Here is a 16,312-nt window from a genome sequence, read left to right as displayed (position 1 = left end):
GGAAATACCCCCGTGTGTACGGGGAAGAGCCTCTAAAGATAATCCCGGTCGAAAAAGAATGAGAAATACCCCCGTGTGTACGGGGAAGAGTGAAAATAAAAACCCGTGATTAGACAAAAAATGGAAATACCCCCGTGTGTACGGGGAAGAGAAATGGTACACCACTAGCCCTGATGGCTCTGAGGAAATACCCCCGTGTGTACGGGGAAGAGCCCCCGGTGCGTCGCTGATGGATACTGCTGGTGGAAATACCCCCGTGTGTACGGGGAAGAGAGGGCTAATCTGGTTGCGCGCAGTTCGCTGCCGGAAATACCCCCGTGTGTACGGGGAAGAGGCATCTTTTACGCCGCCAGAAGTGAATTTCTCGGAAATACCCCCGTGTGTACGGGGAAGAGTTGCCCTTGGCGCTCAATCACGATAGGAATTTGGAAATACCCCCGTGTGTACGGGGAAGAGTTAGTCCATCCTGCGACGGTGGTTGTTTTGACGGAAATACCCCCGTGTGTACGGGGAAGAGCAATGACAAGGATTTGGGAGGATGCTACGCCGGGAAATACCCCCGTGTGTACGGGGAAGAGCACCTTGAAATTGGTGGGATTGTTCTAAACCTGGAAATACCCCCGTGTGTACGGGGAAGAGAGAAGATTATTAGAGCAGCCCATAAAAAAGCAGGAAATACCCCCGTGTGTACGGGGAAGAGTCAATAATCTCCTGCAACTCATCAGAGGGAACGTGAAATACCCCCGTGTGTACGGGGAAGAGATACTCTGCCGATAAATAACCTGCACAGCCGAGGAAATACCCCCGTGTGTACGGGGAAGAGCAGGACTTCTCAAACGGAAAACCGCAACCACAGGAAATACCCCCGTGTGTACGGGGAAGAGCCTTCTTATCTTCCAGTAGCAATGACAGCTCTCGGAAATACCCCCGTGTGTACGGGGAAGAGAGAGACGGGTAAAAGAACCCAAAACAGAAACTGGAAATACCCCCGTGTGTACGGGGAAGAGACTATCTGACTAGCAATTATTCCATAGAAAAAGCGAAAATATCAAAGTTTTTGATATTTAGCTGCATTTATGTATCTCCAAGGAATAGATATTTATGGAACGTTCTCAAACAATGCGTATATCAATGTATGTGTTTAGATTTTTACGACGGGTAGTGACGCAGTGCTGAGTGAGGCAGGGGAATGTGCTTGTTCCCAGTCTTTTCTGAGAATCGCTTTAATCATGGAGTCGTGATATTTGCCGTCGTAGTAGAGTGCTTCACGGCGGCGTCCTTCGCAGACGAAGCCGCATGAGGTGTACACGTATCGTGCTCGTGCGTTGAAGTCGAATACTTCGAGTTCGATGCGGTTCAGCTTGAGCACCGCGAAGGCGTAGTTGACCATCATTTGTGTGGTTTCGGTGCCGAGCCCGTGGCCTCGTCCTTTTTGTCCGATAATGATTCGGTAGTTGACGGACTTATTTTGAGGTGAGTAGTCGTTGAATACGGCTTCGCCTACGTATTCGTTGTGTTTGAGTGAATATATTGCTAAGTCGAGTCTGTTGTTTTGGTTGTTTCGTGTGTCGTACCAGCTTTTTGCGTGTTTGACGGTACGTTCATTGCGGTTTAGTGCTTCTTGTGTGGAGTGTACTGCCCCTGTTTTGATGAGAACTTCTGGTTCTGCGAGGATGTTCATCATTGCTTGGGTTGATTCCTCGTTGAAGGGGCGTAGTTCGACGAGTTTTCCTGTGAGGGTGGGTTTGGTGGCGAACATGTTGGTGGGTGTGTTAACTTGTGTGCGCATGTTCTCATTTTAAGTCAGATAAGTGCATTTTTACCTCAACTGTTGGTGTGGGTTTTCATTCTCTTGGATGAATTTTTTCTGAACGATTCTAGATGTTGTTCCGGTGAGCTTCTGCGTTATGGTGGTGTACAGAACATATTAATAATTCGATGATTTTGAGGTAGGTTTTTGGTGGATAATTATACTTTTCGTCCGTGGCGTGAGGGCGATGATTTAGAACTTCTTCAGCTTTGGGGGGACGCTGAATCTTCGGGGTACGATTCTTTTCGTGCGATGTTTCGCCCTGATCAGGATTCTGGCCCGTGGTCTCGCACTCTTGTAGCGGAACATCAGGGTGTTGCGGTTGCTGCCGCCACTGTCTATGAGACGTCTTTACATGTTCAACGGTTGTGGGCGTATATTGAGGTTGCCGTTGATCATCGTCGGCAGGGGCTTGGTGCTGAACTATTTCGCCGTTTGCAAGAGCTTGCTGTGTCTACTCCTTCTGGGGTGCAGTCTTTGCGGTCTAAAGTGCAAGAAGGCTCTGCTGGTGCTTCCTTCGCTCAGGCTATGGGGTTGGGTGTTATTCAGCGTAGTCAGATGGTGAAAGTTGCTTCGGGCTCTGTGCCTGAGGTTCCTTTGCGCGTTGATTCTTCGGGGCAGCCTATGCAGGTTATTGAAAATATTGCTACGGGCTCTGTTGAGCTAACACAAAAGATGTGGGAGTTCTATTCTCGTTCTCACCGTTGGGATCCTCCTGCTGAGATTTCTTTGGGGCAGGTTAACCGTTTGTTCTTATCAGATGAGGCTGAAGCGCTTGGTGCAATTGTGCTACGTGACTTTGATTCGTCTGATGATTTTTCGGGGAATCCTCCCATCAAGGCTTTTGTGGTGAGTTACCGCCCGTTAGAGCAAGAGTTACCGGGGCGTCAACTAGCTGATGATGAGGCGACTGAGATTCTCTTAGGCTATGACTTTGATGATGTCAGTGCACGTGAGGCTATTATGCAGTTGCTGTATGTTCTAGTTCATCAGTACCCAGTCATCTTAGAGGTAGATGAGTCGATGGAAGACTTGCAGGTGATGATTAATCAGCTGGTGAAGATGGGTTCTGCTCAGGTTCTTGATACAACGTTGGTGGTTGCACACTAGCAGTCTTCTGCTTTTCTGCTAGACCGCTGTGATGCGTGCTTGGCTGAGTGTTTGTCGTATTTGTGTCACAATTGCTAGGTGACTGAAATATCGCAGACTTTTTCAAAGACTCAACAGCTAAAACTTCCGCCCTTACAATTAGGTAAGTTCACGGTACAAACGCCGGTTGTTCTTGCCCCTATGGCTGGGGTAACTAATAAGGCTTTTCGTCGTTTGTGCCGTGAATATGGTGGCGGTTTGTATGTGACAGAGATGGTGACGGCTCGTTCTTTGGTGGAGCGTCGTCCTGAGTCTTTACGCATTATTGAACATGACGATGATGAGCAGATTCGTTCTATTCAGATTTATGGTGTTGATGCCGTGAATGTGGGTAAAGCGGTTCGTCTTGTGGTGGAAGAAGATCGTGCTGACCATATTGATCTAAACTTTGGTTGTCCTGTTCCTAAAGTGACGAAGCTTGGTGGTGGTTCTGCTTTACCGTGGAAGACTGATTTGTTCACTGCCATCGTAAAAACTGCGGTTGATGAAGCTTCTCGTGCGGATGTTCCTGTCACTATTAAGATGCGTAAAGGCATTGATGATGAGCATCTGACCTTTTTGGAGTCTGCGAAGATTGCTCGTGATAGTGGTGTTGCTGCTATTGCGTTGCATGGTCGTACCATGGAGCAACATTATTCTGGTCATGCTGATTGGGATGCTATCGCTCAGCTACGTGAGGCTATCCCCGATATCCCTATTCTTGGTAACGGCGATATTTTTAGTGCGGAAGATGCTATTGCTATGGTCGAGCAGACCGGTGTTGACGGTATCGTGGTGGGTCGTGGCTGTCAGGGTAGGCCGTGGCTTTTTGGTGATTTACAGAACGCTTTTGAAGGTTCTGCTGAGCGTATTAAACCCGGTGTTTCTGAGGTTGCGCAGATGATTTATCGTCATGCTGAGCTTCTTGTTGAGACTTTTGGTGATGAGCTCAAGGGGCTTCGTGAGATTCGTAAACATGTGGGCTGGTATTTTCATGGGTATCCTGTGGGCGGTCAGCTACGTCAAAAGATGGCTACTGTTCCTGATTTAGCGAGTTTTCGTGAATATCTGGCTGAGTTGGACCACAGTATTGGTTATCCTGGTGCTGCTGTGGAGGGTCCACGTGGTCGTGCCGGTAACCCGAAGAAACCTCATCTTCCCCATGGATGGTTAGATTCGCGTATCCTTGGTGATGCTGAGCGTCTTGGTTTGGTCGGGGCAGAGCTCGACATTTCGGGTGGATAATATTGCAATAGTGATGGGCTGGTAACGATGAAGAATGTACCTGTTGACGGTTTAGTTGAAGGCAACGAGTTGACGGAGACTCCCGGCTATGTGGCTGAGGATGTGGAGCGTTGGGTGCCTGAGCATCATCGTAATGTGTATCGTTCTGCTTTTGAACGGGACCGTGCCCGCGTCCTGCATTCTTCTGCGTTACGTCGTCTAGGCGCTAAAACACAGGTGATGGATCCTGATACGGATGATTTTATTCGTACGCGTTTGACACATTCTCTTGAAGTCGCTCAAATCGGACGTGAAGTGGGGCGTATGCTTGGCTGTGACCCTGATGTTGTTGATACTGCTTGTTTAGCTCATGATTTGGGGCACCCTCCTTTTGGGCATAATGGGGAGACCGCTTTGAACGAGTTAGCAGCAGATGCTGGCGGGTTTGAAGGGAACGCACAGACTTTGCGTTTGTTGAGCCGTCTTGAGCCGAAGGTTATTGGTCATGATGGTTCTTCTGCTGGGTTGAATCTTACTCGTGCTTCTTTGGACGCGTGTTGTAAGTACCCTTGGACTCTTGCCGAGGCTCCTGCACGTGCTGATGGGCGACCTAATCGTAAATTTGGTGTGTATCAGGACGATCAACCTGTCTTTGAGTGGATTCGTCGGGGTGCTATTGCGCAGGACGGTTCTTCTTTGCCTGCTAAGTGTATGGAAGCTCAAGTGATGGATTTAGCCGATGACATCTCGTATTCGGTACATGACGTTGAGGACGCTGTTTTTGGTGGGCATATTCAGTTAGAAGATTTATTAGACCCCGCAAAACGTGAAGAAGTTTTTTCAAAGACTCAACAGTGGTATCTTCCGCATGTTTCTGAGTTGGAGCTTGAGCAGGCGTTGTCTCGTCTTGAGGGCCTGCCTCAATGGGTGAAATATATGAGTGGTACTCGTTCGTCGATGGCTGCGTTTAAGGCGTTGACTTCTAAGCTGATTGGTCGTTTTGCGGCTTCTGCAATGGAATCTACGCGTGCACAGTATGGTAAGGATCGACCTCTTGTTCGTTATACTGCGGAGCTCATCATCCCTGATTCTACGGTGCATGAGATTGCTGTTCTTAAGGGTATTGCTACAGCTTTCGTGATGAGTGTTCGTGATGCTCAACCTCATTATGAGAACCAGCGTGAAATTTTGAGTGTGCTGGTAGAAGCTCTCTTAGACGAACCAAAGTATTTGGCGTCTTCTTTTGCCGCTGATATGCAGGAGCTTGGTACACGTGATGATGATGCTCGTTTACGTTTAGTAATTGATCAGGTTGCTTCGTTGACGGATCGTTCTGCAGTGGCGTTGTATAAGCGTATTACGGGTAATCAATGGCACCATGGCGACAAGCCTCTGTGGTGAGTTCGGAAAAGTTATAAGTTAGGGAATTCGAGGTCTTTGTCCTCGTGCTGATGATGGATATGATGTTTTAAGTGGCTGGTTTAATTCGACGTGAAGATATCGATGAGGTTCGTTCTCGTACTGATATTCGCGAAATTATTGAGGGCTATGTACGCCTCAAGAGCGCCGGTATTGGGTCGTTTAAAGGGCTGTGTCCTTTTCATGATGAGCGCACCCCTTCTTTTCATGTGCGTCCACAGATGGGCACCTATCACTGTTTTGGGTGTGGGGAGTCTGGCGATGTTATCGCTTTTTTGATGCAGGTTGAACATACTTCTTTTACGGAGACGGTTGAGAAGTTGGCGGCTCGTATCAATTATGAGTTGCATTATGAGCAGGGGAGCGGTTTATCTCGTGAAGAGGTGGGGCGTCGGCAACGCCTCTTAGACGCCCATAAAATTGCGGCAGAGTTTTTTCAGAAGAATCTTTATATGCCTTCTGCCGTTGAGGCTCAACGTTTTTTGGGTGGTCGTGGTTTTGATGCAAAATCAACTGCTCAATTCGGTGTGGGTTTCGCGCCTCAAGGCTGGAACAATCTACTGAACTTTTTGCGTAAGCAGGGTTTTTCTGATGAAGAGCTTGAAGCCACCGGAATGTTTTCACGTGGGCAGCGTGGTTTATATGATCGTTTCCGTGGGCGTATTATGTGGCCTATACGAGGTATTGCGGGGGAAACCATTGGTTTTGGCGCCCGCCGTTTATTTGATGATGATAAAGGCCCAAAGTATTTGAATACGCCTGAGACGGTGCTGTATAAGAAGTCTCAGGTTCTTTATGGTTTGGATCTTGCTAAACGTCATATTGCAAAGCGTCGTCAGGTTGTTGTGGTTGAAGGCTATACCGATGTGATGGCTGCTCATCTTGCTGGTGTTGATACGGCGGTAGCAACGTGTGGTACTGCTTTTGGTGTTGACCATATTCGTATTTTGCGTCGTATTTTGGGAGATGACGGTTCTGGCGGGGAAGTGATCTTTACCTTTGATGGTGATGCTGCTGGTCAGAAGGCTGCGTTGTCTGCTTTTGAAGAGGACCAGCGTTTTATGGCGAGAACTTTTGTTGCGGTAGCGCAGGAGGATATGGATCCATGTGAGCTTCGTATCCGTCGGGGTAATCATGCGGTTCGTTCTCTGATTGAACATAAGCAGCCTCTTTTTGAGTTTGCTCTTCGTAGTACTATCCGTAAATTTGATATGGATTCCTTGGAAGGGCGTGTGCAGGCTATGCGTGCTGTTGCTCCTATCCTTGCTGGTATTAAAGACTCTGCGTTGAAGCCAGCTTATATCCGTGAGGTTTCTGGGTGGCTAGGTTTAGGTGCGGATGAGGTTCAACGTGCTGTTGTTCTAGCTGCTCAACAGGTTTCAGCGGAGTCTTCTTCTCTGCAACAAATAGATCATACTGGCGGGCCTGATAGTTCTGGCGAGGTTGTTGTCCAGTCCGCTGCTGTGCCGTTTGAAGTTCCTGATAGTCATGACCCTTTGGCACGTTTGGAGCGTACTGCCTTAGAGGTCTTAGTTCAGGTGCCACAGGAGGTTCCTGTAGATTTTTGGCAACAGTTGGTTCAGGTGCAGTATCGATATCGTTTACATACGGTGCTGGCGCAGGGAGTGATGTCTGCTGCTGCTGAGGTTGTTCCTGCTGCTGGTCATGCTTGGCTGAATCAGGTACGTTCGCATATTCCTGAGGCTGCTCATACGTTTTTGGCGGAGTTGAGTGTGTCTCCTCTTCCTGCGTCCTCTGCTGAGCAGCTGACTCGTTATACGCACGATATTTTGAGGCGTTTGTTAGAGGAGGATGTGAATCGTCAGAAGTCTGAGCTGATGTTGCATCTTCAGCGTTTGGACGCACGTACTGAGTACGAGCAGTTTCAGCAGATTCAGCGTCGTTTGATGGAGTTAGAATCTCATCGGCGTAAGATTCGTCAGGGGATAGAAAACACCCTATAAACGTGTTGCAGATTACATGCTTTTGATTTGTGAAGAGAAAAAAATCTGTGTATAGTTATTACTCGTTGCGGTGATAAGTCGTAACGAATATTCCCCCGTAGCTCAATTGGCAGAGCATTCGACTGTTAATCGAAGGGTTACTGGTTCGAGTCCAGTCGGGGGAGCATAGATAGAACACCTGACAAGATAATTTGTCAGGTGTTTCTTTTTTTGCGTAAAAACTTCTCAAAAGCTTACTTCTCTCGCCTGGCAAGTATCAATACTCTTAAATCGTCTGGCAGGAGTGAACTAGCAGCTTATCTAGATGCTTCGTCGACGATGTGACACGACTCAAGCTCATAGATTGAAGAAAGTCTCTAACAGTAGAATAATGAGAGAAACTGGTACACTTGCACCGGAAAGCACACTTACTTTTGGAGAGGTTGAGTATGACCGATAACGGTACACCTATCAGCAACGGGGCTAAGAAGAAATCTTCTTCTGGCCTTAAAGCTACATTTTCTAACTTGAAGTCCAACGTCACCAGCACTATCGATGCAACTAAAGTAGTTACTCGCCTCACCCCGAAGCAGATTAAAGACGAAGTTCAAATTGCTAAACTTGAGCTCAAGAACAAAGGCGTTGCATTCGGTAAAGGTGCCGCATTTGTTGTCGTTGGTGTGGTCTTTGGACTATTCCTCATTATTTCACTGATTACTGCAGGCATTCTTGCTCTAGGTACCGTCATGAAGCCTGTCTACGCTGCGCTGACACTAGCATTAGTGTTCCTGCTTCTTCTACTTATTTTCGCCCTTATCGGTGTCAAGAAGATCAAGAAACAGCTTCCTCTAAAACCTGAATCCGCAATTTTCGGACTCATGTATGACCTCGGCGTTCTCAAACACGGCTCCCAGATGGACTCTGCTCGTCTGAAACGTGAACAAGAAGAGAAAGCTAAAGCCAAAGCAGACGCAAAGAAAGCCGCTGCTGAAGAGAAAGAAAAAGCTGCCGCAGACCCTTCAACTACAGCAGTTCTTGCTTCTGCACCCAACGAAGAGCAACTCAAACAACGCACCAAACAGCGTCGTGAACACCTCAAGAGCCTACGTGATGACATTCAAACCTACAGCGGCAACGTTAAGGGGCAATTCACGGGTTTTTTAGACGAAACAAAGAGTAGCGTAGTTTCTTTGCCTGCGACTATCTCTGAAACAGGCAATCGTCTAGCAAAGAACGCAAGCGACCCCGACGTCCTCAAAGCTCGTGGCGGTTCTTTCGCGTTGCTCATCGGAGCTGTAGGCGTCTTCTTCATTTTCTTGAAAAAACTTCTACGCCGTAACTCCTAACAAAGGTTCTCTAAGCTAAGTACGTGCTAAGAACCACCCACTAAAAGGCGTCTTATTCATCCTAGTCTTCATAGGAAATAAGACGCCTTTTGTGTTTTAAAGCTCCCCAACTCTGAGACAAAAATATGAGATTATAGAGGAATAACAATAAGCTTTCTTCATTGATACGCAAGATACGGTCACTTGTAGAACAACTCTGCAAGGAAAATACAACGCGAATAGGTGTTCCATACGATATGACACAACAGTCTCTAACCATCATGATTGGTGCTGATACGTACCCTCCAGATGTTAACGGTGCTGCTCAATTCGGTTATCGTTTGGCAACAGCAATGCACCACCGCGGACACCAAGTCCATGTGGTTGCGGCAAACCCTAACGAACGTAAAAACTATACTCGCACGGTTAACGGCGTCGTTGAACATCGTCTCATCTCGCATAAAGCACTAACCCACCCTACTATCCGTATTTGTACACCTTGGGGTATCTGGAAACGAGTAGGCGAGATTCTCGACGATGTTAAACCTGATGTCGTGCACGTCCAATGCCACTACATCGTAGGACGAGTACTACTTCTTCAAGCCCGCAAACGCGGTATTCGTGTTATCGCAACAAACCATTTCATGCCCGAGAACCTCGACCCATTCTTGCCCTTTCCCCGCTGGTTTAACGATGCGTTTGCAAAACTCAGCTGGAAGGACATGCGCTTCGTCCTTGAACGTGCTCAGGTTGTTACGACACCTACCCCGATTGCTGCGCGGGCGATGAAGGAAGCCGGCAATTTTAAAAAACCAGTTATTCCTATCTCTAACGGCATTAACTCTGACGATTACCAGCTTCGCGAGGGAGAGCATTTCGACCCTCACCCGCAGGATCTTCGTATTTTCTTCGCCGGCCGTCTTGCTGTTGAAAAGAATATTGACGTGCTGATTGAAGCTCTCTCGTTACTGCCTCAAGAACTGAACCACACTATTCTTGAACTTGCCGGTGAAGGTGAAAAGCATAAAGAACTCCAAGAGAAAGCACAAGAATGTGGCGTTGCAGATCGTGTACGTTTCCTTGGCTACGTTAGCGATGAACAGCTAAGAGAAGGATATCTCCGAGCTGATGTATTCTGCCAACCGGGAACAGCAGAATTACAATCCTTAGTGACCCTTGAAGCGATGAGCGCTTCTCGCCCCGTTGTTTTGGCTAATGCATTGGCTCTACCTCATCTGGTACAGGAGGGAGAGAACGGTTACCTATTTGAACCGAATAACGCTGCAGATTTAGCTCAAAAACTTGCGCAGGTACTTCTTGCGTCTGAAGAAGAGCGTCGTCACATGGGGCAGTGCAGTCGACGCATGGTCGAGATTCATTCTGCTCAAAAGACGTGGGAAACTTTCGAATCTCTCTATCTTTCTAACCAGATATACTACGATTTCGTGGTTTCTCAGAAAAAATAGTGCTGTAGATTTTTTCTCTACGGTATTATCGGGTACGCTATTAACCGTTGCTCTTTTGGTAGCGACGGTTTGGGGCCTTAGCTCAGCTGGTCAGAGCAGGGGACTCATAATCCCTTGGTCGCGGGTTCAAGTCCCGCAGGCCCTACAAGAGCTAGTTCCGTTTTCGGCGCTGGCAATCATTTGATAGGTCGTCCCTACCGGCATAAAACCGGTATGGACGACTTTTTTCTTACCTCTTGTCTTCTCTGGAACATTGGTCATAGAGATACGCTAAGTGGTGAGAGCCTTGCCTAATAACTCGGTGAGAGTGGAATCAACATTTAGGGCCACCTCAACTCTATTTCTTGCTGAGAGGAAGAGCCTATGCCGGTATCTGAGCCGAGTAACTTGCCCCAGCTTCGGGTCCGCCTGCCGTATCTCAGGTGCAGGTCGTAGCCTGGTTGAAACAACCCCTGAGATGAGGGGGGAATGGTTGCTCGCACGAGAAAGAGCGAGGTGAACGGGGAATTTTGTAAGATGAACGTTTGTGCTCATGGGATATAACTTCCTTTCTTGGTTTTGTAGCTATAAAGAAGTGCTAAACTAAATGCTATTGGCTTTCCCTGAAGTTCTCGGGGGTATTTCTTTGTTTTTTGTTACTATGCCATTTTCTCCGTATGCGCGGAGGTATTTTTCTACTCTTTGGCCTTTGGCATACCACTCGTCAAAATATAATTAACTTGTTATTTGTTATTATCTAAAATAGTGTTGACTCTATAAGAGTTGTTCTGTAACAATGTGAGTTATACGGCAGATTTTATAACCATCCTAAAGAAAGAGAGGTTTGTGATGGTGGACATACTCAAAGATATTTCTTTTGTGAAGGCTGACTGGGATGAGCCCTGAGATGGTCCTTGCTGCTAATAGTCGGGGCGGCCCATAGGATCTGTGAGATACCCCTCTCGTTTAACGCTGGTTGTTAGATCATAGAACGAGGATAGAGATAGTTTATAAACGAAGGTCTTTATGCAATTCCACCACCACCACCACCACTACTACTGCGAGAACGAGAAAAAATTTCAATATTGTGACGGCCCGCCCCATAAAAAATGCCAAAACCAGCTAGATTCAAAGAATTCAGAGATTTTTGCGTTTATCGATGAGTCTGAACGTGCTCAAACCCATTACTTTATGGGCGCGATCGTAGCGTCTGCCCCGCAAATAAAAGAAATAGCTACTGCTATGGACTCGATCATGGAGGAGTTCTCTCAAAGCATTCAAATGTTGACTCCACAGACTGAGTTTCACGGTAGCGAGATGATGAATGGCCACGGTGTATGGGCAGATGTTCCATTACGTATTAAAATTGCGATGTTTCATAAAGTCTTCAAAGCAATCCAAGTAGCAGGTGCAAGAGTCTTTGTGGAAGGCATCCATTACGCTGCCCTTAACCCTGTCGCAAACAAAAACCTTCACCCAAGAGAGCGAGCTTTTAGTCATCTTTTTGAGCAGATTAACTATTATGGCTCACCTCAAAAACCGCTTCGTGTTATTGCCGATGAACATCATACTGCTGAGACAAGCCGCAGTAACCTCTCTCGGTATATGGATCAAGGTACGTATGGTTACAAGCCCAATAGGCTAACGGGAATTAACCCTAATCTTATTTTTAGCTCTTCGACAGATGAGAGGATGCTTCAAGCTTCCGATATGGCAACTTATATCTATAACCGACTGACGACTGTTCAGGAGAGTAATAGTAAGGCAACTCAGGCCAAGAGAGACTTGTGGGATATTTTTGACCATAATCCATATACTCCGGATGTGGGGCGTGGTCGGATTTGGCCACCTAAGCCATAGATGCACAAAACCCCCGCTATTGGCGGGGGCTAAGGCAATGCGGGAGTCCCGTTACTTGGGAATCCTACATCCATATTGTCTCATTTCCTATTTTAGTTTGCAACCCATATACGCAGTGTTACATAGATAGATTTGAATTAAAAACTTGTAATATGGTGGCAATATACTAAATGCTTGTAGGGGGGGGGAGCAAAAAGATTTTTGCTCCCCCCCTACAAGCATCTAACTATCATGTTGTTCGTCATCCTGAACATACCGTCCAGCAGCTGACTTAGATACTCATATCTGTTCAGTAATTTTGTTGGGTTGATAAACCTTAGGTACAGATTCTGCTACCCGTTTTCGTCTGTCGTTGGCACGAGCCAGATACTCGTCTCGAGGCTCCGCTAAAATTCATGAGCATGTGACCTCAAACGGAAAATACTTATCGAGTGATACTGAGCCCACCTGATTCTGACCACGTAAACACATATCCGCGAGAGAATTCAATACGTGCTTGCCCATGACGTACAATCTCGTCAGTTACCGGATAACCGTACCGCCGAATATCTTTAATCCACGTATTATAAAAAGCGCCTCGGGCGTTAAGCACTTTCGCCCCAGTACTGGAATGCCACACGATAGCAGTTCGATGCTGGCTTCCGGTTGCTTGATACATTACTTGAGCACCACCGAAACTTAGGTCGCTCTCATCAGTGACAGGGAAACCTAAGGTTAAGGCGCCTCCTCGTTTCGCCCATGTATTGAAAATGCCACCGCGGGCGTTCATAGAATGTGCGCCGGTTTGTTCAGACCAGTACACAACGGTTTCTCGACCAGTACCAATATTTTTGAATGTTTGTTTGGCTCCGTGGTTAAACGTGGATTCGTTCATTGTTGGGTAGCCCCAGCCGCGTATGCCACCATTGTGAGTATGTTTAACTCCAATTGCGCCCGGCTCCCATACGGTATAGGTTCCGGTGTGTGCTGACCAGTAGATTGCGGTGCTTTTTCCCTGTTTATTGCGGAAACGTTGATAGTATCCGCCATCTTGCAGTCTTTGTTCACTCATCGCGGGATAGCCAAGTTTTTGATAATGCTCAGTATAGTATGAGCCGATAGCGCCCGAACGTTTGACGGGGTGAGCGCCCAGCTGAGACGTCCAATAAATTGAGTATTGGTTTTCAAAATGTTGGACTACTGCACCATCTGCTAGGGGAATCTCATGGGACGTTGGTTCCCCGTAGGTTTGTATCCCGCCGGTTGCTCGGTATGTGTTTTCAATACCTGAGTTTTCTTTGAGACGGTAGACGGGTGGTGCAAGTGATTTTGCGGTGAGCACTGCTTTATGTGCGTGTACTAGCGGGTAGCCTTGTGTCCATGTTCCAGTCTCTCTAAGGACTCGGCGTATTTGTTCTACGCTCATCTCGGGATTGACTTCTTTCATCATGGCAATGACGCCTGCAACATGAGGTGCTGCCATAGAGGTTCCGTTCAATGCCGCATAGGCTGGTTTCTCTTGCCGATAAAGCCCTGTATTTGAGGTGGAGATAACAGGTGCTCCTACTGTTCCTCCGGGGGCAACGACATCTATTTCACTGCCTTTATTGGTGTATGCGGTCAGTGCACCCCATGAGGTGGTTGCGCCAACAACCATTGCTCGATAGCAGTTAGCGGGAGCATAATTTTTTGTGTTCTCGCTAAAATTTCCTGCTGCAACGACGACAGGAATGCCTCGTGCATGAGCGTAATTAACCGCTCTTTGCAGATACGGATCGCATTTGCCTTTCCATGCTAATGACATATTAATAACGTCTACGGGTGGTTGTTCAGGGAAACCTGATACTTTTCCGCCGGCTGCAGCAAAAACAGCGTCCGCAAAATCGGCAAGGTATCCGCTGCCGGAGTTTCCTATAGCTCTAAAATGCTTGGTGGATGCTTCTGGTGCTGTAATTTTGGTGTCACCTTCGACGTGTGTGCCGTGCCAGTCAGAATACCTAAATTTGGAGTATGTTCCGGTGTCTGTTTCGTCCCAGTCTCTGCCAGGTTCCCCGTCACGTCCATAGAATTCGTCGCTGATGAGGTCTAACCCTCTGATTCTATTAGCTAGGAGTGATGGGTGTTGTGTTGCTCCTGAATCAACGATGCCAATAACGATGTTTTTCCCTGTAGCGAGGTGTTCTACGTTATGTGCATTAATTTGTTGAGCTGTCCACGTCGAAAGTGACGCATCTCGAACAATATGTTTTTTCTGTGAGGCAAGAGCATTATGGATAACAGGGTCAGGGCGAGCTTCTACAATTCTGGGATCTTCTTCAAGCGTTTGAATTGCGATGTTCTGTTCTTCTTGACTGAGCGGGGAATCTACTTGAATAACTGTGGTGTTTTCGTCGTCAAGCACAGATTCTTTGACAATTTGTGTGTGTTCAAGGGTGTCTGTTCTATCCTCGGCATTATCGAGCGTTTGAGCTTTTTCTTCTACATCGGTATTTTCTGTGAAACTGACGATGAGCCTATCGGTTTCTTCTGCAATGTAGGGGCGTTGTTCGGCTAGCTCTTGGAGGGTAGTTTGTTGGTCTGCTTGCTGTTCGGGTGTTTCTTGCGGGGGCGTGGCCTGTGCTGATGTCATGTTGCTCAGCATGAGAACCACGGTGACGAAGATGGGGGATATCCTTTTCACTTTTTCTCTCTGTGTAGGGGAAGGGATTTTGTGAGAGGTGTAGAGGAGACAACAAAAGGGGCGGAGCTCGTTGCTCCGTCCCTCTTATATCTGCGAGTGAAGTATGTTTGTATTAGTATGAGTCTTTCGACACCCCTCAGAACTATCATTATGCCTTGTCAAAGCTATTTTGGCGAGTGAAGATAGAGTGTTTTATGCAGTAATAGATACTTTTATGTATGAATAATAGCTATGAGAAGACAGATTAGGCCAAAAAATCATCTTCAACGGGTAGAAGAACACTTGGCTTCTCTGCATGTAATAGTGCTAATGGGTTGATATATTCCCATTCCTCTGCAATCTTTTGACGAACACCCCAGTGAATACACTGTTTCGTGCAATGGTGAATGGTGTTATCCACCTGCGCAATGATTTCTCCTAGGGAGATTTCTTGACCTGCTTCTTTTGCATTGGTAACAGGCTCAAAACTAGATTTATACCCATCATCATGTTCAATAGTGATGACGTATCGATCAACAACTTTTCCTGAAAAAATGATTTTTCCACTTCTGGGTGCCCGTATTGCGCCATCAGCAGCCATATCTACCCCTCTATGTCCTTTAGACCAATGATGCTGAGGTTTTTGAAAAGCTCGTAAAACCTCTACCGGTTCAGGAACAGGGGAGACCCAGCGAGGTTCTTGACGGTGTTTCATCACAGAATCAACAGGCGTATACCCCTCTTTCGACGGGGGAGCTGCGCTCGCAGTATTGCAAAAGAGTGCGATAACGATGATAAACAGTGTGGTAACTCTTTGGGTGGTATTGCGTATGGTTTTCATCTTGTTATGTTCTTTCTTCTGCGAGAACCGAAAAAATACTATCTTTTTGAGTTTTGTTGATGCTGTTCGCGTCTTTACCGGATTGGGTAAAACTGTGGATAACAGGGCGCTTGATCGTGATAGATGTTGAGACGGGCTTCATTCTGTTATCGAGGGGGCTACCCTTTGATGACTTGAATAGGAATATGTGGGAGGGGCGTATCTAAAAAACATCGGTGTGGTGTATTGGTTGTTTGTGTGATGTTGTGGTGTTTCCTGTTGTCTGCATAAAACCTTGGTTTTTTGCTCACATTCGCCGTATTCCGTATGTTTTTGACGCTGTAGATGCGGTATAGTTGGCTACTGCAGTTCGATATTTCCTGCCTAAAAACTTTTGTTGTATGACTAAGGTTTTTTGTTGGGGTTTCGAAAAGTTGCCGTACATAGTGACTTGCCACTATAGAAGTGGTCTGACAACGCGTAAAACAATATCTTCATGATGACTCAACATCTTTGAACTTTCGTGAAGACTGAGAACTTTCGGTCCACCGAAGAGGTGGTGAAGGTCTGAGTATTGTTCAGGGTATCCTCCCTCGAACAATATGAGTTTTACCAGGGGAGTGTTTTACTCCAATGTAAACCGATAACTACTATGCGCGTGGACGGTTAGCCTGGAATCAGGGGTCGCCACGGCACATCT

10 protein-coding genes, 2 tRNA genes and 1 CRISPR repeat array are annotated in these 16,312 nt (G+C 46.9%); of the genes, 9 read left to right on the top strand and 3 right to left on the bottom strand.

What is annotated here, in order from left to right:
* Positions 1-1,007: a CRISPR direct-repeat array (repeat unit 29 nt; unit sequence GGAAATACCCCCGTGTGTACGGGGAAGAG).
* Positions 1,008-1,141: 134 nt separating this feature from the next.
* Positions 1,142-1,789 (bottom strand): GNAT family N-acetyltransferase, encoded by a 648-nt coding sequence (locus tag ACN08X_RS06545; protein WP_419103299.1) that lies wholly within the window; start codon positions 1,787-1,789, stop codon positions 1,142-1,144.
* Between the two features lie 171 nt (positions 1,790-1,960).
* On the opposite strand from ACN08X_RS06545, the gene ACN08X_RS06540 reads away from it, so the two are divergent.
* From ACN08X_RS06540 to ACN08X_RS06500, 9 genes are all read left to right on the top strand, one after another.
* Positions 1,961-2,920 carry a GNAT family N-acetyltransferase gene (locus tag ACN08X_RS06540; protein WP_419108268.1) on the top strand — a complete coding sequence of 320 codons (960 nt, stop codon included), beginning with the start codon at positions 1,961-1,963 and terminating at the stop codon, positions 2,918-2,920.
* Positions 2,921-3,007: 87 nt separating this feature from the next.
* Positions 3,008-4,183 (top strand): tRNA dihydrouridine synthase DusB, encoded by a 1,176-nt coding sequence (dusB, locus tag ACN08X_RS06535; protein WP_419102228.1) that lies wholly within the window; start codon positions 3,008-3,010, stop codon positions 4,181-4,183.
* Positions 4,184-4,210: 27 nt separating this feature from the next.
* The gene (locus ACN08X_RS06530; protein WP_419108267.1) at positions 4,211-5,563 is read left to right on the top strand and encodes a deoxyguanosinetriphosphate triphosphohydrolase; all 1,353 of its coding nucleotides are present in this window, start codon (positions 4,211-4,213) and stop codon (positions 5,561-5,563) included.
* A gap of 71 nt (positions 5,564-5,634) precedes the next feature.
* Entirely contained in the window at positions 5,635-7,545 is a 1,911-nt protein-coding gene (gene dnaG / locus ACN08X_RS06525) for a DNA primase (RefSeq protein ID WP_419108266.1), read from the top strand.
* A gap of 91 nt (positions 7,546-7,636) precedes the next feature.
* Positions 7,637-7,709, top strand: a tRNA-Asn gene (locus ACN08X_RS06520).
* A 264-nt stretch (positions 7,710-7,973) separates the two neighbouring features.
* Positions 7,974-8,870: a phage holin family protein gene (locus tag ACN08X_RS06515; RefSeq protein ID WP_419108265.1), complete on the top strand. Its 897-nt coding sequence runs from the start codon at positions 7,974-7,976 to the stop codon at positions 8,868-8,870.
* Positions 8,871-9,106: 236 nt separating this feature from the next.
* Positions 9,107-10,315 carry a glycosyltransferase gene (locus ACN08X_RS06510; RefSeq protein WP_419108264.1) on the top strand — a complete coding sequence of 403 codons (1,209 nt, stop codon included), beginning with the start codon at positions 9,107-9,109 and terminating at the stop codon, positions 10,313-10,315.
* Between the two features lie 71 nt (positions 10,316-10,386).
* Positions 10,387-10,460 (top strand) — tRNA-Ile (locus tag ACN08X_RS06505).
* An 860-nt stretch (positions 10,461-11,320) separates the two neighbouring features.
* On the top strand, positions 11,321-12,154 hold the full coding sequence (locus tag ACN08X_RS06500; protein ID WP_419108263.1) for a DUF3800 domain-containing protein: 834 nt from the start codon (positions 11,321-11,323) through the stop codon (positions 12,152-12,154).
* A gap of 424 nt (positions 12,155-12,578) precedes the next feature.
* On the opposite strand, the gene ACN08X_RS06495 is transcribed toward ACN08X_RS06500, so the two are convergent.
* Both ACN08X_RS06495 and ACN08X_RS06490 read right to left on the bottom strand, forming a co-directional pair.
* Positions 12,579-14,813: a S8 family serine peptidase gene (locus ACN08X_RS06495; RefSeq protein WP_419108262.1), complete on the bottom strand. Its 2,235-nt coding sequence runs from the start codon at positions 14,811-14,813 to the stop codon at positions 12,579-12,581.
* A gap of 244 nt (positions 14,814-15,057) precedes the next feature.
* Positions 15,058-15,633 (bottom strand): M23 family metallopeptidase, encoded by a 576-nt coding sequence (locus ACN08X_RS06490; RefSeq protein ID WP_419108261.1) that lies wholly within the window; start codon positions 15,631-15,633, stop codon positions 15,058-15,060.
* Positions 15,634-16,312 lie beyond the last annotated feature (679 nt).

It is taken from the genome of Rothia sp. P6271 (assembly GCF_048512995.1).
In the GTDB taxonomy this organism is placed as follows: domain Bacteria; phylum Actinomycetota; class Actinomycetes; order Actinomycetales; family Micrococcaceae; genus Rothia.
The sequence above is the reverse complement of the archived record's forward strand: the minus strand, read 5'-3'. Positions and strand labels throughout refer to the sequence as shown.